Source organism: Arthrobacter sp. P1_B11, from assembly GCF_056406715.1.
In genome coordinates this window covers 1-18570 of the sequence record NZ_JBFTZQ010000041.1, presented here as the reverse complement: position 1 = coordinate 18570, position 18570 = coordinate 1, and the positions used below count along the sequence as shown (strand labels likewise).

At 65.5% G+C, this 18570-nt stretch carries 18 protein-coding genes; 8 read left to right on the top strand and 10 right to left on the bottom strand.

Annotation, left to right across the window (positions count from 1 at the left end):
* Window positions 1-40 precede the first annotated feature (40 nt).
* Window positions 41-1093: an adenosine deaminase gene (locus AC1D14_RS21350; RefSeq protein WP_476882406.1), complete on the top strand. Its 1053-nt coding sequence runs from the start codon at window positions 41-43 to the stop codon at window positions 1091-1093.
* Here AC1D14_RS21350 and AC1D14_RS21345 read toward each other — a convergent pair.
* Complete coding sequence (locus AC1D14_RS21345; protein WP_230120130.1) at window positions 1085-1690, bottom strand: hypothetical protein; 606 nt, start codon at window positions 1688-1690, stop codon at window positions 1085-1087. The two genes, AC1D14_RS21350 and AC1D14_RS21345, sit on opposite strands and share 9 nt — an antisense overlap.
* 25 nt (window positions 1691-1715) lie before the next feature.
* Window positions 1716-2537 carry a CPBP family intramembrane glutamic endopeptidase gene (locus AC1D14_RS21340; protein ID WP_476969141.1) on the bottom strand — a complete coding sequence of 274 codons (822 nt, stop codon included), beginning with the start codon at window positions 2535-2537 and terminating at the stop codon, window positions 1716-1718.
* A 243-nt stretch (window positions 2538-2780) separates the two neighbouring features.
* Here AC1D14_RS21340 and AC1D14_RS21335 point away from each other — a divergent pair, with 243 nt between their 5' ends.
* Complete coding sequence (locus tag AC1D14_RS21335; protein WP_230120132.1) at window positions 2781-5078, top strand: FdhF/YdeP family oxidoreductase; 2298 nt, start codon at window positions 2781-2783, stop codon at window positions 5076-5078.
* A gap of 107 nt (window positions 5079-5185) precedes the next feature.
* Here the strand turns inward: AC1D14_RS21335 and AC1D14_RS21330 are convergent, their stop codons facing one another.
* From AC1D14_RS21330 to AC1D14_RS21320, 3 genes are all read right to left on the bottom strand, one after another.
* Window positions 5186-5530 carry a DUF6457 domain-containing protein gene (locus tag AC1D14_RS21330; RefSeq protein ID WP_230120133.1) on the bottom strand — a complete coding sequence of 115 codons (345 nt, stop codon included), beginning with the start codon at window positions 5528-5530 and terminating at the stop codon, window positions 5186-5188.
* Window positions 5531-5560: 30 nt separating this feature from the next.
* Window positions 5561-6535, bottom strand: coding sequence for an aldo/keto reductase (locus AC1D14_RS21325; protein ID WP_476882410.1), 975 nt, complete (start codon window positions 6533-6535; stop codon window positions 5561-5563).
* Between the two features lie 289 nt (window positions 6536-6824).
* On the bottom strand, window positions 6825-7718 hold the full coding sequence (locus AC1D14_RS21320) for a glucose 1-dehydrogenase (RefSeq protein ID WP_230120135.1): 894 nt from the start codon (window positions 7716-7718) through the stop codon (window positions 6825-6827).
* A 266-nt stretch (window positions 7719-7984) separates the two neighbouring features.
* Here AC1D14_RS21320 and AC1D14_RS21315 point away from each other — a divergent pair, with 266 nt between their 5' ends.
* Window positions 7985-8245: a DUF2630 family protein gene (locus AC1D14_RS21315; RefSeq protein WP_230120136.1), complete on the top strand. Its 261-nt coding sequence runs from the start codon at window positions 7985-7987 to the stop codon at window positions 8243-8245.
* 84 nt (window positions 8246-8329) lie between these two features.
* Here the strand turns inward: AC1D14_RS21315 and AC1D14_RS21310 are convergent, their stop codons facing one another.
* The gene (locus tag AC1D14_RS21310) at window positions 8330-8620 is read right to left on the bottom strand and encodes a hypothetical protein (RefSeq protein ID WP_476969140.1); all 291 of its coding nucleotides are present in this window, start codon (window positions 8618-8620) and stop codon (window positions 8330-8332) included.
* A gap of 289 nt (window positions 8621-8909) precedes the next feature.
* Between AC1D14_RS21310 and AC1D14_RS21305 the strand changes: the two genes are divergently transcribed.
* Window positions 8910-9767 carry a pullulanase X25 domain-containing protein gene (locus AC1D14_RS21305; RefSeq protein ID WP_230120138.1) on the top strand — a complete coding sequence of 286 codons (858 nt, stop codon included), beginning with the start codon at window positions 8910-8912 and terminating at the stop codon, window positions 9765-9767.
* Between the two features lie 381 nt (window positions 9768-10148).
* Here the strand turns inward: AC1D14_RS21305 and AC1D14_RS21300 are convergent, their stop codons facing one another.
* Window positions 10149-11099 carry a mechanosensitive ion channel family protein gene (locus AC1D14_RS21300; RefSeq protein ID WP_476882412.1) on the bottom strand — a complete coding sequence of 317 codons (951 nt, stop codon included), beginning with the start codon at window positions 11097-11099 and terminating at the stop codon, window positions 10149-10151.
* Between the two features lie 185 nt (window positions 11100-11284).
* On the opposite strand from AC1D14_RS21300, the gene AC1D14_RS21295 reads away from it, so the two are divergent.
* Entirely contained in the window at window positions 11285-12028 is a 744-nt protein-coding gene (locus AC1D14_RS21295) for a hypothetical protein (protein WP_230120140.1), read from the top strand.
* Window positions 12029-12143: 115 nt separating this feature from the next.
* Entirely contained in the window at window positions 12144-12446 is a 303-nt protein-coding gene (locus AC1D14_RS21290) for an acylphosphatase (protein ID WP_230120141.1), read from the top strand.
* An 81-nt stretch (window positions 12447-12527) separates the two neighbouring features.
* Here AC1D14_RS21290 and AC1D14_RS21285 read toward each other — a convergent pair whose 3' ends face one another.
* On the bottom strand, window positions 12528-16244 hold the full coding sequence (locus tag AC1D14_RS21285) for a TM0106 family RecB-like putative nuclease (protein WP_476969139.1): 3717 nt from the start codon (window positions 16242-16244) through the stop codon (window positions 12528-12530).
* Window positions 16245-16377: 133 nt separating this feature from the next.
* Complete coding sequence (locus tag AC1D14_RS21280) at window positions 16378-16662, bottom strand: DUF1540 domain-containing protein (RefSeq protein ID WP_230120143.1); 285 nt, start codon at window positions 16660-16662, stop codon at window positions 16378-16380.
* A gap of 315 nt (window positions 16663-16977) precedes the next feature.
* On the opposite strand from AC1D14_RS21280, the gene fdhA reads away from it, so the two are divergent.
* Window positions 16978-18189, top strand: coding sequence for a formaldehyde dehydrogenase, glutathione-independent (gene fdhA, locus AC1D14_RS21275; RefSeq protein WP_230120144.1), 1212 nt, complete (start codon window positions 16978-16980; stop codon window positions 18187-18189).
* 83 nt (window positions 18190-18272) lie between these two features.
* A complete protein-coding gene (locus AC1D14_RS21270) occupies window positions 18273-18401 on the top strand; it encodes a hypothetical protein (RefSeq protein WP_290369790.1) in 129 nt (42 codons plus the stop codon).
* 24 nt (window positions 18402-18425) lie between these two features.
* Here the strand turns inward: AC1D14_RS21270 and AC1D14_RS21265 are convergent.
* On the bottom strand, window positions 18426-18570 hold a 145-nt coding region (locus AC1D14_RS21265; protein WP_476969146.1), incomplete at its 5' end, for an excalibur calcium-binding domain-containing protein.

The following is an 18570-nucleotide window of genomic DNA, read 5'->3' as shown; positions in this document are numbered from 1 at the left end:
CTCTAGCGGTGATGGCAGATCCGGGGACTATTCTGGCGGAGTGAACACTTACGACGCCGCCACCGAACCGACCGATCAAGCCCCGATTCTGGACGGAACGGAGGGCCCGGCGGCCCCGCCGCTCACGCCGTTGGCCGAACTGCACCTGCATATCGAGGGAACGCTGGAACCCGAACTGATCTTCGCACTGGCCGAACGCAACGGCATCGAGCTGCCGTATGCGGACCTGGACGAGCTGCGGGCGCGGTACGAATTCACGGACCTGCAGTCCTTCCTGGACCTGTACTACGCCAACATGGCGGTGCTGCGGACCGAGGAGGACTTCGCTGACATGACCCGCGCCTACCTTGGCCGGGCCGCGGCTGCGGGAGTGCGTCATGCGGAGATCATGCTGGACCCGCAGGCCCATCTGTCCCGCGGCGTTTCATTGGAGACCTGCGTCAACGGTGTGGCCTCAGTGCTCGCCACGTCGCAGGAGGAGTTTGGGATGTCCACCCTGCTGATCGCCGCCTTCCTGCGGGACCTGTCTGAAGAGTCCGCGCTGGAGGTTCTTGAAGCATTGATCGCGATGAACGCGCCGATTACGGGCATCGGCCTGGATTCTGCGGAAGTCGGCAATCCGCCAGCCAAGTTCGAGCGGCTGTTTGCCCGGGCCGGCGAAGCAGGCCTGCGGAAGATCGCGCACGCAGGCGAGGAGGGACCGCCGTCGTACATTATTGAGGCGCTGGACGTGCTGGGGGTGGATCGGATCGACCATGGCATCCGGTGCATGGAGGACCCCGACCTGGTGGAGCGGCTGGTGGCCGACCGCGTGCCGCTGACCGTCTGCCCGCTGTCGAACGTGCGGTTGCGGGCGGTGGACATGCTGGCTGACCATCCCCTTCCGGCGATGCTGGCGGCCGGACTGAACGTGAGCGTGAACTCGGATGATCCGGCGTATTTCGGCGGCTATGTGGACGATAACTTCGCCCAGCTGGAATCGGTCATGGGGCTGTCCGAATTCGACCGCGTCCGGCTTGCCGCGAACTCCATCGGGTCCTCGTTCGCCAGCGACGAGCGTAAGGCGGAGCTGCTGGCTGAACTGTCAGGCTGAGGCCGGCTGGCGCGGGGAGGAACCGCGCAGAATCCACCATCCCAGGGCGGCCATGGTGAGTCCGATGGGGATTCCGTACGGCGGAAGGCCCGCGTTGTAGCCCAGGACGCCGGCCACGACAAACGCCACGCCCGCCCACGCCGGGAACATCCGTGACCGCCAGCCGGTGATGCCGAAGACTATCCAGCCGAGTGCAAACAGGACATAGCTGGAGAGGCCGCCGACAGCCAGCATTCCGGATCCGCCCGCGAGGATCGCGCCCGGTGCAACGTCGGCGATCCAGGGGCCGGCGAACCCGTCGAACCACATGTTGCCGGCCATGTCCAGGGTGCCAACGAGCGCGAAACAGAAGCCGACGGCGCCGAGGCCGCCGGTACGTCCGGCGGAGCGGAAGTAGACCGATACGAGGGCGAGGACGAGGCCGATGAAGACCGCCCAGTACAGTGCGTTGGTCACCACGAACGGCGTCTGGCGCATCATCTCGATCCTGTCCAGGCTCCGGTCGGCGGCGAGCAGGCGGGCGACGTCCACAGCAGCGAATGCGAGTCCGGCCACCAGGGCGATCGGCCCGGCGGCTGAGGCGAGCGGTGAGGACATCTTTCCTCCTTGGTTTCTGGTGCCCTTACATCGGGCGCATCTTGAGGGAGAAGCGCCCGATGGCGGTGGCTGAGCGGGGTGCCTTGCGCCAGGCTTTGCGGTCGAGCAGCAGGGTGGCCAGGACCGCGGCGAGCACCACGGCGAAATAGATCAGTTCAGCGCGGCCGCCGGCTGCGCCGGTGAAGCCGAAGGAACCGACCGTGAAGGTGCCCTGGCTGTTGTGGAACAGGAAGGTCAGCAAAACGCTTCCGCCCGTGCGGTTGAAGAGCCATACGTACAGGAAGGTGATGACGAACGTCGTCGGCAGTCCGATCAGGCTTAGGCCGTTGAAAAGGATGAGCGGCAGGTGCCAGATGGCGACAAGGACGCCGAGGATCGCCGCCGACTGCAGCGGCGGACGGGCGGCCTGCAGGAGGGGAAGGGCGTAGCCGCGGAAGCCCGGTTCTTCACCCAGGGGGCCGTCCAACGGGTTGACGAGACGCACGGCAAAGGCCATCAGCAGCCCGTTCCAGGTCAGGTCCGCAAGCCCTGGGGCGGATGCGCCGAGAGCGATGTTGATGAAGCCGGTGACCAGCACCAGCAGCGCGGGAAGCAGAAGCGCGACGGCGTACCAGACCCAGCCCACGCGCCACCGCACGAGCCGCCGGCCCCAGGCCCGGAAGCCGGGCCGGCCCTCGGCCAGGGCGATCACAATGACGGCCGCCAAGAGCGGGCCGACGGGCAGGAACTCCATCCGCGGCATCAGCCCTGCCGCGTAGAGAGGCCACGATGCCCAGGCAATTGCGTAGGCCAGAATGAAGAAGGCCACAAGCCTGTGACGTCTTAGCCAGGTGTTGGAACGACGCACGGCGGCTCCAAACGGTCAATGCGTAGTGCCCCAATTGTCCTCCCGATCCGCTCCAGGGCGCCAGAGAAGGATGGGCGGCTTCCCGGGCCACGCCGGCGAGAGAGCACTGTCCCAACTTCCAGGCCAAATGCTTGCAGCCCCTTCCCATTCCTGCTAGTCCTGTGACTGGGGTAACACAATGTGTAGTGCCCGGGCCCTAAGCAGCAGGACCCAGACGATGCAGCGAGTCAAGGAGAGTGCAGCATGCCGCGCAAGAATCCGCGTGTGGAAGAGGCTGACGACAAAGACCTTGAGGTGGGCAGGCCGAAGGAATGGGCAGCCGGTATGCCCGGTGTCCTGCACTCGATGCAGCCGGCCCTGAAGCACATGGGCGTGGTCAGGACCGAGAAAACGCTGCTGGCCATGAACCAGAAGGGCGGTTTCGACTGCATGAGCTGCGCGTGGCCGGATCCCGACCACCGCAAGGCCTTTGAATTCTGTGAGAACGGCGCGAAGGCCGTCACATGGGAGGCCACGCCGGTGGTGGTGGCGTCGGAGTTTTGGGCAGAGCACCCGGTCAGTGAACTGCGGCAAAAGCCCGAGTACTGGCTGGGAATGCAGGGACGCCTCACCGAGCCGGTCTACAAGCCTGCAGGGGAGGACCACTACAGGCCGGTCAGCTGGGACGAGGCATTCAGGATTCTCGGCGACAAACTCAAGGGCCTGGCCAGCCCGGACGAGGCTGCTTTCTACACGAGTGGCCGGACGTCAAACGAGGCTGCCTTCATCTACCAGCTGTATGTGCGTGCCTTTGGAACCAACAACCTGCCGGACTGCTCCAACATGTGCCACGAGTCCTCGGGCTGGGCCATGGGCCAGACCATCGGCATCGGCAAGGCCACGATTTCCTATGACGACTTCGCCAAGGCGCAGCTGATCATCATCATGGGCCAGAACCCTGGCACCAACCATCCGCGCATGCTCACGGCACTCGAGGAGGCCAAGGAGGCCGGCTGCGAGATCGTTGCCGTCAACCCGCTCCCGGAAGCCGGGCTCATGCGGTACAAGAACCCGCAAAAGGTCAAGGGAATCGTTGGCCATGGAACGGAAATAGCAGACCAGTTCCTGCAGATCCGCGTCGGCGGCGATATGGCTCTTATGCAGGCCATCTCCAAACGGGTCCTCGACGCAGAAGCGAAGAATCCCGGAACGGTGCTGGACCACCAGTTTCTCGAGGAGCATTGCCAGGGGCTGGAGGAACTCAGGGCGCACCTGGCGGAGCTGGATGAGGACAATGTCCTTGAGGCCACGGGCCTGCGGAGCGACGAGATCGACGAACTAGCTGCCCGGTACCTGAAGGCGGACAGGGTCATCGTCACCTGGGCCATGGGCATCACCCAGCACAAGAAGGGCGTCGCCACCATCAAGGAAATCATCAACCTGCTGCTCCTGCGCGGCAACATGGGCAAGCCGGGCGCCGGCGCCTCGCCCATCCGCGGTCACAGCAACGTCCAGGGCGACCGCACGATGGGCATCTGGGAGCAGATGCCGCCAGCCTTCCTGGACGCCCTCGGCAAGGAATTCGCGTTCGACCCGCCCCGTGAGCACGGCGCGGATTCCGTCCAGACCATCAGGAACATGCGCGACGGCGACATTAAGGTTTTCGTGGCGCTGGGAGGCAACCTCGTGGCCGCCATTTCGGACACCCACGCTGCGGAGGCGGCCATGGAGAACACTGAAATGACGGTGCAGATCTCCACGAAGATCAACCGCTCTCACACCGTGACCGGCAAGGAGGCGCTCATCCTGCCCACCATGGGACGCACGGAGATTGACATGCAGGCGTCGGGGCCGCAGTTCGTCTCTGTTGAAGACACCGTGTGCGCCGTCCACTCCTCGGAGGGCAAGGTGAGGCCAGTCGCGCCGAATCTGCTGTCCGAGGTGGCCATCGTCTGCCGCCTTGCACGGGAGACGGTGGCCGGAAGGACCAGCGCGGACTGGGACGGCTTCGAGAAGAACTACGACCTCATCCGCGAGCACATTTCCCACGTCGTGGCCGGGTGTGAAAACTACAACGACAAGATCCGGCAAAAGGGCGGCTTCGTGCTGCCGAACGGCCCGAGGGACTCGCGCACGTTCCACACGCCCACGGGCAAGGCGATGCTGACGGTCAACCACCTGGAGCACGTGGAGCGGCCGGCGGGAACCCTGATCCTGCAGTCTGTGCGCTCGCACGACCAGTTCAACACCACCATCTACGGCCACGACGACCGCTATCGCGGCATCAAGAAGGGCCGGAACGTGGTGTTCGTCAGCCCCGAGGACATCGCTGAGCTCGGCCTCAGCGACGGCCAGTTCGTGGATATCCACGGAGTCTATGAGGACGACGTGGAGCGGATCATGAAGAACCTGCGCGTGGTGTCCTATCCCACGGCCCAGGGCTGCGCCGCCACGTACTACCCCGAGGCGAATGTGCTGGTTCCGCTAGACAGCGTGGCGGAGGGAAGCAACACCCCGGTCTCGAAGGCGGTGCTAGTGCGGCTGGAGCCGGCCACGGCCTGACGGGCGCAGCCTGAGTCGCCGGGGCAGGGGTCTCGGGGCCACGGCGTCACGGGGACCTCCCGCGCGTGCGCTGGCGGGCCGGCGCACCTGCGTGGTACCGCTAACGGTCATTGAGCGGTGCTGGACCAGCCCTTGCTGTCCGGGCCGCCGTCGGCTCCGTGCTCGCACAGCTGCAGCACCACCTGCGCAGCGGACTCCACGGCCTCCGTTGGCGTGGTCTTTCCGTGCTGGGCTGCAAGGCCGGCCGCGTAGCCCACGAGCAGGGCGCTGACGGGCCCGGCGGAACCGTTGACAGCCTGCGCCGATTCGTCGGCGAGCCGGCGGACCAGCCCGTGGTCAACCTTGAGGTCCAGGATCTGCAGGGCCTGGGTGAGCCGTCGGCTCCACTGGTCGAGGACCTGATCTTCGCTTGTATCGCCAGTGCCGCTGGTGCCCTCGGTGCTGCCGGTCATGGGATTCCCTTTCGGTGCTGCGGGGTCGGTTTAGGTGTCGATCGTGTTCATGTGCGGATAGCGCGCGCCAGCCGCGGCTCCCGCCGGGGCCAGTTCATCGAGGCGCGCCAGGTCCTCTGCGGAAAGCTCGACGGCGGTCGCCCCCAGGTTTTCGTTAAGCCGCTCCCGCTTCTTGGTGCCGGGAATGGGCACGATGTGTTCGCCCTGCGCAAGGAGCCACGCGAGCGCCAGCTGTGCGGGCGAGCACTGCTTCTCATCCGCAAGGTCCTTCACCCGGTCCACGAGCTCCAGGTTGCGGGTGAAGTTTTCGCCCTGGAACCGGGGCGAGTGGCGACGGAAGTCATCCGGTGCGAAGTCGTCAGGGCTCCGCAGCTGGCCGGTCAGGAAGCCCCGGCCCAACGGGCTGTAGGGGACGAATCCAATGCCGAGTTCCTCGAGCACGGGGAAGACCTTCGTTTCGGGTTCGCGCTCCCACAGGGAGTATTCGGTCTGCAGGGCCGTGATGGGGTGGACCGCGTGGCCCCGGCGGATGGTCTCGGCGCTGGCCTCGGACAGGCCCAGGTGCCGGACCTTGCCGGCCTCGACGAGCTCGGCCATGGCCCCCACGGTGTCCTCGATCGGTACCGTCTTGTCCACCCGATGCTGGTAGTAGAGGTCGATGTGGTCCACGCCGAGGCGCTGCAGGCTCGCATCGCAGGCGGACCGGACGTAGTCGGGCCGCCCATTGATGCCCACCCACGAACCGTCCTGGCGGCGTTCGTTACCGAACTTGGTGGCAAGGACCACGTCCGAGCGGCGGCCCGCGATCGCCGTGCCCACGAGCATCTCGTTCGTGAATGGCCCGTACATGTCAGCTGTATCAAGGAGGGTGCCGCCGGCATCGAGGAAAGTGCGGATCGTGGCAATGGACTCATTTTCATCGCCGGTGCCGTAGAACTCGCTCATCCCCATGCAGCCAAGGCCGAGGGCGGAAACGGTCAGGGAACCAAGGGTGCGGGATTCCATCCGGCTCTCCTCATCAGGTATTTGCGGCGGAGTGGCTCAGGGGTGTGCAGACCGCCACTATAAGCACCTTGCTTTCGGGGCCACAATGGCCGGAACGGTTCCCTGGGCGGCATTCTTGCCCCACTTCAGCCGGGCTGTGCCGCCGGCGGGCCTGTGTTTCCGGGGCATATTCCGGGCCTGACGGCGGCATGGTTCCGTAAAGCGGTGCAGTAATGCACCGGACCGTCCCGTCTGGGTGAGACGCGGGTTGGACCAGCGGTTTGGACCAGCGCGGTACTCGTCGGAACGGCTAGGGCGTCGGGCTTCCGCCGTTGACGTTCAGCGTTTCGCCTACGACGTAGCTCGACTCCGCCGATGCAAGGAACACGTACGCAGGGGCAAGTTCCGCGGGCTGGCCTGCCCGTCCCAGCGGGGTGTCCTTGCCGAACTCGGGGAGGGCTTCCTTGGGCTGGCCGCTGCTGACCTGAAGCGGTGTCCAGATGGGGCCGGGAGCTACCGCGTTGACCCGGATTCCCTTTGGCGCCAGCTGTTGGGCGAGGCCCTTGGTGAAGTTGTTGATGCTGGCCTTTGTGGTTGCGTAGTCCACCAGGGTGGGCGAGGGGTTGTAGGCCTGGATCGACGTCGTGTTGATGATGGTGGAGCCCGCCGGAAGATGCGGTACCGCTGCTTTGGTGAGCCAGAACATGGCGTAGACGTTGGTCTTCAGCGTGTGGTCGAACTGTTCGTCGGTGATGTCGGCGATGTCCGCCTGTGCCACCTGCTTGCCGGCGTTGTTCACGAGGAGGTCCAGTCCGCCAAGCTCGCGGAGCGCAGTGTCCACCAGCTCGCGGCACGTGTTCGCGTCCTTAAGGTCGCCGGGAACCTTCACGGCCTTTCGCCCGGCCTTTTCGATCAGGTTGGCGATCTTCGCGGCGTCCTCTTCCTCTTCAGGAAGGTAGGAGAGGACGACGTCGGCACCCTCGCGCGCGAACGCAATCGCCGTGGCAGCGCCGATGCCGGAGTCGGCGCCCGTGACAATCGCCTTGCGCCCTTCGAGGCGGCCCGTCCCGCGGTAGGTGTCCTCACCCAGATCGGCCTTGGGTTCCAGCTTTGCGTCCAGGCCGGGCTCGGGCTGGTGCTGCTTCGGCGGCTCGATGTGCTCGTAAGCCGTGACGGGATTTTTGAACGTGTACTGATCGGTCATGGTGCTCCTCCTGATGGCGGGGTTGAACACGGACAGGTTCGCAAGTGGTTGAACAAGCTCCCAGCAGAATGCTAAGCATGCTTACGTTCAAGCCTAGCGAACGGTCTGCCGCGTGGCCAGCACGATCGGTGCCTGGGGGTCCGCGCAGTGCTGGGTGCTGTGCGGTCAGGCCCTTTCGCGGACGGGCCAGCCTCACTAGGCTGGAAATTCCAGGCCTGCTGAGCCGGCTGGTATTGGCGAGCCGCATGATGTGAGGAGTGCAAGCGATGGACAATCAGGACATTCTGCAGCGGATCCAGTCGCTGGTTGACGAAGAGCACCGACTGCGCGAGGTGGGGGAGGGGCACGCGTCGGACGGCGCCAGCCCGGAGCCGGAGGATCGGCTGGCCCGGCTGCGGCAGGTGGAGGAGGCCCTGGATCAATGCTGGGATCTGCTGCGGCAGCGCCGGGCCAAGGCGAAGGCCGGGGAGGATCCTGACGAGGCCGACGTGCGGCCCGCCAGCGAAGTCGAGGGCTACCGGCAGTAGGCCCGGACTCCCGTCCTGGCCGCCGCAATCCGGCGTGCCGACGTCGGGAGCTTTACTGCTTCAGTGCTCTATTGCTTCGGCGCTTTACTGCTCAGCTCCGCCGTGCAGGCCGTCGTCGCTGCTGTCGCCCGAAGTTGCATCCCCGGTGTCATCCGACAAGTCCATATTGCCGCGCGCTTCGGCCATGGTGGGCCCGCCGGACGGGATGTCGTAGCGCTCGGGGCGGATTCCGTGGGACTGTTCCTCGATCAGCGCCTGCTCTTCACTGAAGCGGATTGCGTTGGCGTCATCGCCCGCGTCGCCGGGGCCGTCGTCGCGGATCTTTGAGGGGTTCGGGACTATGAAGCCGTCTTCCTTGGCATTGTGCACGCTCATGGCCTTCATCCTTTCCAGTGCTGTGCTGTCCTGGTAATCAACGCACATGGTAAGCCTACTTTCGATTGCGCGCGGCGGGAAATGCACTCCTTTGTCAACCACCCGGTCAGCTGGGTTTTGGCTGCACCACCGCGGCGGCCGACGTCCGGAAATCCGAGACTCCAGGCTCAGATCGGGTGTAATCCGCGTCATATCCGGTCGCGACACGCGGTATTTACCATTTCAAGTCGCCAGATTTACCGTCTACTTGGCAAACTACTGGGGGAACAATCGCTCTTTAAGGGGAACCATGCGCAAGACTGCCGCAGAAAACACCAACTTCCGGCTGAAGGCCGTGCTGGACGTTCTGGCGGAGGGGGTGTTGACTGGTGAGTCGCAGAATGCTGGCGAAGTACTCGCCGAGGCACTCATCCGAGTTCCGTTGAACGCCTACGAGGCTGAACTGCTCAGCGGGGGGATCCCCCGCGGCCACAAGTCGCTCACTACTGCCACGGCCAAGCTGGTCAAGGCCGGTTGGTTGGTCAAGGGCCGCTCCGGCTGGACCATCACCGAAGACGGCCTGCGAGCTACTGTCGCGTTCGCGGACGCCGACAGCTTCGCTGTAGCGCTCGACGCCGGAACGCCGGTTCCTGCCAACACGCCCCTTCCGGTGGCCGTGCCCGCCAAACCTGCCGCTAAGAAGGCAGCTGCTGTCAAGGCTGGGAAGGCTCCGTCCAAGGCTGCGAAGGTCGTGGACAAGGCTGCCAAGCTGATCGAAGACGCGGTTGCTCCCGTTGCCAAGGCGGTTCGCAGCAAGAAGGCCGAGGCGAGCTCCGAAACTGAAGCTCCCGCCGTCGAAACTGCCCCGCAGCCGGAAGCGGTAGCCGTTGCCGGTGACTTCAACACGCTGCTGGGTGCCCCGGAGAACTGGGCTCCGCAGTATGACGAAGCCCAGATGGAGCTCGACGCCCTCGACCAGCTGTGGAAGCTGACGGCTGACATTCCGGCCGGCCACTACACTTTCAAGATCGCGCTGAACCGCTCCTGGGAGGAGAACTACGGCGCTTTCGGTGCTTTCGACGGTGCAAACCACGAACTGCACCACGACGGCGGCCGCCTCACCATCCGGTACGACCACCGCACGCGGGATATCACCGTAAACGCATGACCCGGCCCGCCAACTGACCCGGGTCAGTACGCGGCCCGCCAACTGACGCGGCCCGTGAACTGGGACAGCTCAGTACGCAGCTGAGAAGCCCCGTTGCCGCAACCGCGGCAGCGGGGCTTCGCTGTGTCCGGAAGCGCCGGTCGTCCCGAAGCGGCGGTCTGATGCAAACGTGGCGGATGCTCCGGGTTTGATTCTCCGGGAGGATACAGGCTGTCAGGCTGTCAGGCTGTCCGAGCGTCATTCGTGGGCGGACAGGTCTTTTCCCGGTCCTCGAACACTTCCTCTCCCGGGCCGCTGAAGGCGCGCGACCGCTCCACGGCTGCAATGGTACCGGTGAACAGCTGGGAGTCGCGCGGATCCGACGGCTGCCTAGGCTGCGCCTCAAGCTACGGGCGCTGGGGCGAGGTAATCGTGGCATGTGGCTGCGTTGAATTTTGCTGCGAGGAATTGACGGTTTCCCAGCGGACATGGGGCAGTGCCTGCGGATGCTGTCGCTGCAGGAATCCCACCAACTCTTCGCGGACGAGGCAGCGCAGGTCGAACAGGGAGGCGCTGTCCGCGGCACTCACGAGGATCCGGACGCGCACGAAGCCGCTGGTGGCGTCGGTGACCTGGAGGATGCCCACGCGTCCAGTTTTCGAAGGGCGTGGTGGTGAAGTAGGTGGAGGGAAGAATGAGGCGGCGGTCATCCCAGATGTGGACCACCACGTAGGTCAGGGTAATCTCCTCGATCCGGCCCCATTCCTTCTGCACCACCACTACGTCGTCAACGCGGATGGCATCGGTGAAGGCCAGCTGGACGCCGGCGAAAACGTTGACCAGTGCGGACTGTACCGCCAGGCCGGCAACGATGGAGATCAGTCCGGCCGAGGCCAGGATGCCTGCCCCGAGGGCCCGGACGTCCGGGAAGGTGAGCAGCGCGATGCCGAGCGCCAAAATGACCACCAGGGCTATGCCGATGCGCCTGGCGAGAATCACCTGGGTGCGCAGGCGTCTTGCGCGGCGGTTGTCCGCCACGTCCACGCTGTAGTGCATGAGCATCAGTGCTTCGATGATCAGCAGGATGGCAACTGCCAGCCAGGCCACAGAGGCGATGAGCGCGATCAGCAGGATGTGGTCCACATTCGTGCGCCACGGGGCGTCGTCCGTGATGAGTGCCAGGGCGATCCGGATGCCGGTCAGGCAGAGGGCCAGGCGGAGCGGAACCCGGCCCATGCGGGAGGTCTCGCGCAGCGCGGGTAGCCTGCGGTTGAGGCGGAGGAGGATTCTGCGGAGCAGCCAGGAGAGGAACAGCCCTGCGGCTACGGCAACGGCTATTGCGAGACAGGGCATTGCTTGGTTTACAAGGTCTTGCATGCATAAACCGTTACCAACCTCTCCTCAGCCTGTTGAAATCGTCGGGAATGGGCTATGGCGGCAACGGTTCGGTAGCGATCGGGCCGATTCCAAGGTTTTTCCAAGGTCGGCTGCCGCACAATTAATCCATCGTCTTTTCTAACCTTTGAGGAGGGGCCTTGATGCGCCGATCAGCATCAGCATCATCAGCAGTGACGGTTTTCTCGGGTGTGTGCGTGGCGCTCCTGCTCGCTTCCTGCGGTTCGCCGGCATCGGCTCCGCCCACAACGTCTCCGGCAGGGGGATCGCCCACAGCGTCCGCCAGCGCGAGCGCCACATCGTCGCCGTCGGCTACCCCTTCGGCGGGCGCCACCACGCCCGCCGAAGGCTGGAAGACCTTTACGACGACGGACGGTTCGCTGTCCTTTGATTACCCGGCCGATTGGACCATCAAGGATCCGGCCGGGCAAACGCCCGCAGGCGGCGGCGCTTTTGTGGAAGTCTCCAAGGCCAACGGAAAGTCCATGGCCACCCTGCGCACCAACGTGGTCACCGGCGCCGAGTGCACCAAGAAGCAGCCTTACGGAATGCTGGACTCCCAGCCTCTGCCTGCGCTGGCCCAGGCAGGAAAGACACCCCGGTTCGCCTTCGAGTCCCGCATGGACCCCGAAGCAACCGACCCGACGAAGGCGAATATCCTTGCCTACGGCATCACATCCGCGCCGGAGCCCACCGGAACTGAGGCCTGCCCGATTTTCCACTTCTTCACCTGGCCGCCGAGCGGTGCGATGTTTGGCGGTGTCTACAACCCGTTCGACACGACGCCCGGCAACGAACCGTTCGTGGACACACCTGAGGCATACAAGGAGACGGCCGAGTACAGGGACATTCGCAAGATGATCACATCCCTCCGTCCCGCGGGCTGACAACCGCTGGGCGATGAGTGCGTGCTGGTCGGGCCTCTCGGGACCGTCCCGCTGGTCGGTCAGGGTGTGCTGCTCGAGCCTGTCGGGACCGAAGACCCGGCGCTACATTGGACTCATGACTCACTCAAATGCGTCAGATGCGGACAGCGTGCGCCTCACGGCGCGCGTCACCGGGGCAGTCCAGGGCGTCGGCTTTCGCTACTGGACGGCGCGCAAAGCCGACGAGTTGGGAATCACCGGTTCGGTAAGGAACGACGACGACGGTTCGGTCGCCGTCGTCGCCGAGGGGCCGCAGCCGGTCATCATCGAATTCCGGCGCTGGCTCGGATCCAGCCAAGCTCCCGGCCGGGTAGCCCACGTTGACGAGAAGATGACCCCGGCCGAGGGGAAGTTCAACACTTTCAACGTGGTGGGCTGACGGGGTTTGTTGACCGGCAGACGGGACAGCTGCCGGGTGGACGGTCCTTCGACGTGCGGGCTGTCGGCGTCGACTAAACGCTCACAGCCGGGGAGGGCGCGGACTGAGCCCGATGAAAGCACCAAGCTCCTCCAAAGCCGAGGGTTTGTTGGGCATGTAGTTTGTCAGCTCGGGGGAGCGGACGATCACCGCCCGCCACTGGCCGCGTGACACAGCAACGTTGATGCGGTTGCGGTTCAGGAGGAACTCTGCGCCGCGGGGTGCTTCGGCAATGGCAGAGCACGCCATGGACACGAGCACCACGGGAGCTTCCTGCCCCTGGAACTTGTCGACCGTTCCCACCCGCACCTCTGCCAGCCCCTTCCGGTCGAGCGCATGCCGGATGGCCTGCACCTGGGCGTTGTAGGCGGCCACCACCAGGATGTCTTTTGCCTCGAGCCGGCGGACCGGATCAGCCATGCCGGGAGTCCATTTGAGGCCGATATGGTCGTTTGCCAGTTCGACGATCTTCGCGGCCTCCTCTTTGGAACTCGTCGTGTTGCCGGTGTGCTCCACGAGGACCGTCTCCACACCGGCCGGCACGCCGTCCAGCTGCCGATACGTGGCAGCCGGCGCTGACTCGAGCCTGCCGTCGTAGCTGAGGAGCGAAACCGCCTGACACAGCTGGGGATGCATCCGCCAGGAATCGGCGAGGAAGTAGCCCATCTCGGCGGGCATGGTGGCGTGGCCGGCGGACAGCCAGCCGAGGGCTGACTCGTCAACAGGCTGCGGATGGGAGCCTTGCGTGACTTGGGGCAGTTGCTGGGGATCGCCGAGCAGCAGGAGGCGCTTTGCAGACCGGGCAACGGCAAGGGTGTTGGCCAGCGAATACTGGCCCGCCTCGTCGATGACCAGCAAGTCCAGTGAGCCGGCGGGTACACACTTGCCAGTCATGGTCCAGGCCGTCCCGCCGATCAAGCAACCCCCATCGCCGGTGAGGATCCGTGCGACGTCATTGTCCGTGGTCAGGTGCCAGGGGACGTCGGAGCCGGAGCGCGGAGCCCTGACGTCCTTGGCCACAACCCGCGGGTCGACGCCCGCCTTCTCGATGGCCGTGCAGAGCATGTTCTCGATGACCGCGTGCGACTGGGCAACGACGCCCACCTTCCACCCGCGTCGCACCAGGCGTGCGATGACGTGCGAGCCAACGTACGTCTTGCCCGTCCCCGGCGGCCCCTGGACTGCGAGGTAGGACCTGTCCAGATCGCCGAGGGCTTCAGTGATGGCTGAGACGTAGTCAGCGTTGCCGGAGTCGTCGTGGCCGACTGCCGGGAGTGCCTCCAGCGTGGCCAGGCGCGGGGGCACCCGGCGGAGGACGTCGAGTCCGGAGTGCTTGGGCAGCGATGGAAGCGTGGACCCTACGAGTTGCGCGAGGTCGGCCAGGGCCGCCTCGATGTTCGCTGTGGGAATGGGCCGGTCCGGGGTGAGGGCCACGGGCAACTGGAAGTACGGCGGTACCTTGCCTGTTGACTTCTCGGTGATGGTGATGATGGTCTTGCCCGGCTGGCCGGGGTGGTCCTCAACCGCCTCCACCAGAGTGCCGAAGATTCCGTCGCGGGACAGCGCCTCCCGCCCAATTGAATCGGCGGCTGTGCCCGGAGCCCGCGGCGTACGGCCGCCGTCGACCTCTCCGAGACCGTCGGGCAGGGGATCCTCGAACATCCGGAACCACGTGGAGCCTGTGCGGAACTCCGAGCCTTCGCTCATGGTGCCGGTGAGCCGCAGGGTCCTGGATTCCGTGCGGGCGCGGGAGCTGGGCGGTGCCCAGTCGGAGACCACGGAAGCGTCCTCAACCACGAAGACGTTGCGCTGGTCCGACCAGCGGTCCACCTCCGATTCAAGGCGGTCGAAATGCTCCCACCAGAACTGCTTGCGTTCCCGGCGGTGATAGCCCGTAGCCGCCGCCACCATCGCCACGGCCTGTTCGTCGGCGGTGAGTTCATGGTTATCCGGGAGTGAATCCAGATAGGAGCGAAGGGTTTCTTCCTCCGCAGGCGGTTCCGCGCCGGACTCGGCGGCACCGCCCTCAGAGGCGATGGCCGGGACGGTCGCCTCACGGGAGGCGTCAGAGGCGGACGGCCCGCGCAGCTGCAGCAGCCAGTCGCGCAGGCGCAGGGTGGAGAGGCAGTCGTACTGGTTGTAGTCGGAGATGGAGGAAAGGATGGCAGCGGCCTCGGCCTGAGTCTCGGGTCCGCCGTCGCGTGCGGTGCAGAACGCCGCGTAGGCCACCACCGAAGCACCGGCGTCTTTGACGTCTCCGGACCTCAGGTTGCTCCCCATGTACAGCGGCTCGAGTTTCTTGATGGAGTAGGAGGCCTCCGAAATCCTGAGCGAGTGCCGCACTGTGGCGTAGAGGTCCACGAGGACTCCCTCGCGAAGCCAGGAATCCACAATGTCCTCGCCGGCGACGTGAGTCAGCGAGAGGTGGCGCAGCGCTGTCTTTTCGTACGGCGCGTAGTGATAGACGTGCATCTCCGGATACCTGGCGCGGCGTTCCTCCACGTAGGCGAGGAAGTCGAGGAACGCCTGCCGTTCACCAGAACGGGAATGYGCCCAGAAAGGCCGGAACACGGGCGTCGCGCCGGGTGGATCCCCGGGCAGGGGCGCCTCGATCACGCCAAAGAGGTATTCCAATCCCCACTGGCCCGTGACGGGATCCTGCCACAGCGGGTCGCCTTCGAAGTCGAAGAAGATGTCGCCGTCGCTGGGAGCGGGGATGCTGGCCAGGGCGTTCTCAGGCAACACTTTGAAGGTGATGGTATGTTCCTGGCCGTCCTTGAGGAAGGTCCGCGAACCGTCCGGAGATTCACGGGCGGTCTGCATGCGGGCCTGGTCACGCAGGCGCCGGGTTGACCCGGTGGCCTTCTCCGGAGGCAACTCCGCGAGGGCATCGATGCTGGTGATGCCGCCAGCGATCAGTTTTTTCCGCTGGACGGAGGTCATGCCGGCCACCATCAGCAGGTCGCGGTGTTCGGACACCTGCTCGGCGCAGTAGTCGCACCTTCCGCAATAGCCGATGCCCGGCTGCTGCCACGCCACGGGAACACCGGAGACGCGGTGTGCGGCGGTCAGTTCGCGGAAGCGGTCGCGGCGCTCGCGGTACACCGGCAGCAGGTCGGTGAGCGAGTGGATGCTTCGTTCGAGGTTGCCCAGCACCAGCGTGACGCGGGGAGCGGGATTAAGTCCGAGTTTGATCAGCTGGTCCCCGTAGGCGGCAAGCTGCAGAAGCGCGCCCACCTTGGCATGCCTGGCCAGCTTGGTGTCCCATACGGCGTAGCGGCCGCCGTTGGCGTCAGGACCGGGTTTGTCCGCGGCCTCGCTGCCAGTGCTCTCGCTGCCAGTGCCATCCTTAACCAGGAAGTCCGCATAGCCGAGGAATTCGCCGTCGAAAAAGGTTGCTTGGAAGACTACGTCGGCCCCTGCCCGGAGCGCCGCTGCCGTTTCTTCGTGCCTGGCGGCCAGGTCTGACCGGGCGGTGGTTCCGCGCTCCACGCAGTACACGCCGGTGCCGCGGGCCGGATCCCAGGCGCCGTACTCTGCGATGAGGCCGGCCAGCACCTGGTGCTCGTGGAGATCGCCGAGTTTGCCGGCGCGGGCCTGCATCTCGTCGGCGGGAAAGTCGGCCTTGGAGGAGCGGCCGAGTTTCTCGTCCAGGATCCGGAGGGTGCGGTATTCGCACTCGCTTGCGGCCACAAGGTCACTGGCCGAGAACACCAGATCGGCGGGTGCTTCCAGCGTCAGGGCATCGAGCAGGAACATGGGGCCTCCCCATTGGCAGCCTCACTCCGGGAGGGCTCCCGGTGTGCTAATTCGAATCTAGCAAGTGGCTCTGACAATGAAGGCTCTGACGGTGAAGGCCATCTGCAGCGTTGGCGGAAGTGCCCCGATCGGCTTACGTGTGGGCGTACGTAAGGCAGTCGGCGTTGTCCGGGCCCGGGCCCACGTGGACTTCCGGTGCCTGGCACATCAGGTGGTCGTTATGGACGCACTCCCCGCGCTGGCAGGCACCGACTCCGGCCAGGACCTTGGGCAGCCCGCCGTGGATTCCGGTGTCGATGAACGTGGCACAGGAGGCGTGGTCTGTGGTGCCGCCGACCGTGATGGCCTCGGCATTGCAGTGGGTGTGATCGTTGAAGGAGCAGTTGGATACGCTGCAGTCGGCGACATGCGTGGACATAGCAAGTTCCTCCATGGTTCTGGCCGTCCCGGCTGGACGGCCCGCTTGTCCCAACGTAGGCCTGTCCGGCCTGATCAAAAAGACCCAATAGTGTTGCGTATTTATCCGCCACCAGGCCCTGCCGGGCGATGATCGCGGAACGTTATAGACCTCACCAAGGCGGGCGTCTTAGACTGGCGGCACCCTCCACCATCAAAGGCACCGACGACGCCGTCCGGTCTGCCGTCTGTACCCGCCCTGGAGGGAACATCAGGACGCTTGATGAATCACAGCCGGCCCTTCATTGGGGAGGGTCCGTGACGCCAGGAGGAAAAGATGGAAGGGAACAAAGCCGTTGCCTACAAAGGGCCCGGCAAGGTGGAAGTCATTGACATCGACTACCCCAGCTTTGAACTCAAGGACGGGCCGGGCGTTAACCCGGCAAACGTGGGGCGTTCGGTTCCTCACGGGGCAATTCTCAAGACGGTGGCCACCAACATCTGCGGCTCCGACCAGCACATGGTCCGGGGGCGGACAACGGCGCCGCCGGACCTGGTCCTGGGCCACGAAATCACCGGCGAGGTAGTGGAAGTGGGGCCGGGCGTCGAGTTCATCAAGGTGGGTGACCTCTGCTCGGTGCCGTTCAACATTGCCTGCGGCCGCTGCCGGAACTGCAAGGAGCGCAAGACCGGCATCTGCCTGAACGTGAACCCGGACCGCCCGGGCAGCGCCTACGGCTACGTGGACATGGGTGGCTGGGTGGGCGGCCAGGCCAACTATGTGCTGGTGCCGTACGCCGACTGGAATCTGCTGAAGTTCCCGGACAAGGACCGAGCCATGGAGAAAATCCTCGACCTCGCCATGCTCTCGGACATCTTCCCCACCGGGTACCACGGCGCCGTGAGTGCCGGCGTGGGTGTCGGCTCCACTGTTTACGTCGCCGGTGCCGGTCCTGTTGGCCTCGCTGCGGCGACCAGCGCGCAGCTGCTGGGTGCCGCCGTCGTAATTGTCGGTGACCTGAATGAGCAGCGGCTCGCGCAGGCGCGCAGCTTCGGGTGCGAAACCGTGGACCTGTCCAAGGGCGGTCCGGCGGAGCAGATCGAGCAGATCCTCGGCGTGCCGGAGGTGGACTGTGGCGTGGATGCCGTGGGCTTCGAGGCCAAGGGCCACGGCTCGGGCGCGCAGGAGGCCCCGGCCACTGTGCTGAACTCGCTCATGGAACTTACGGCTGCGGGTGGCGCACTCGGGATTCCCGGGCTCTACGTGACGGGCGACCCCGGGGGCGTGGACGAGGCCGCAAAGAAGGGGTCGCTGAGCCTGAGCCTCGGCACGGGCTGGGCGAAATCGCTGAGCTTCACCACGGGGCAGTGTCCGGTGATGAAGTACAACCGGCAGCTGATGATGGCCATCCTGCACGACAGGGTGCAAATCGCCAAGAACGTCAACGCGAAGCCGATTCTGCTGGACGATGCACCCAAGGGCTACGCCGAATTCGACGCCGGCGCCGCCACCAAGTACGTCCTCAACCCGAACGGATATCTGAGCTGACGGCATGAGCAGCAGCACGGGGTCAGCGGCCACTCAATATCCTGCGAGGATCGGGCCGTGAAAGACCCCGCGTTGCTGGGGCCATGACCGATGTTCCCGCACCGCACGTCGCACTCGAGGACGCTGCTGAAGCGGACGCCATTGAGCAGTCGGCAGCAACCCCGGGCGGGGACGAGGAGGACTACCCGTTTGCGGGAGAGGAACAGCAGTAGGGGAGCCGAAACAGCGGGATCCGGCTATTCGCAGCCCACGCCGTCGCGGTCCAGCTTTCCGCTGTAGCCCGGCTGGCCGGCGTGGATGGGCGCGGCACCGGCCGCCCGGACTGCCGCGCAGTTGGCGTAGTAGGCGGCAGCGGGAGCCGGCGCGGCCGCGGCCTCGGCC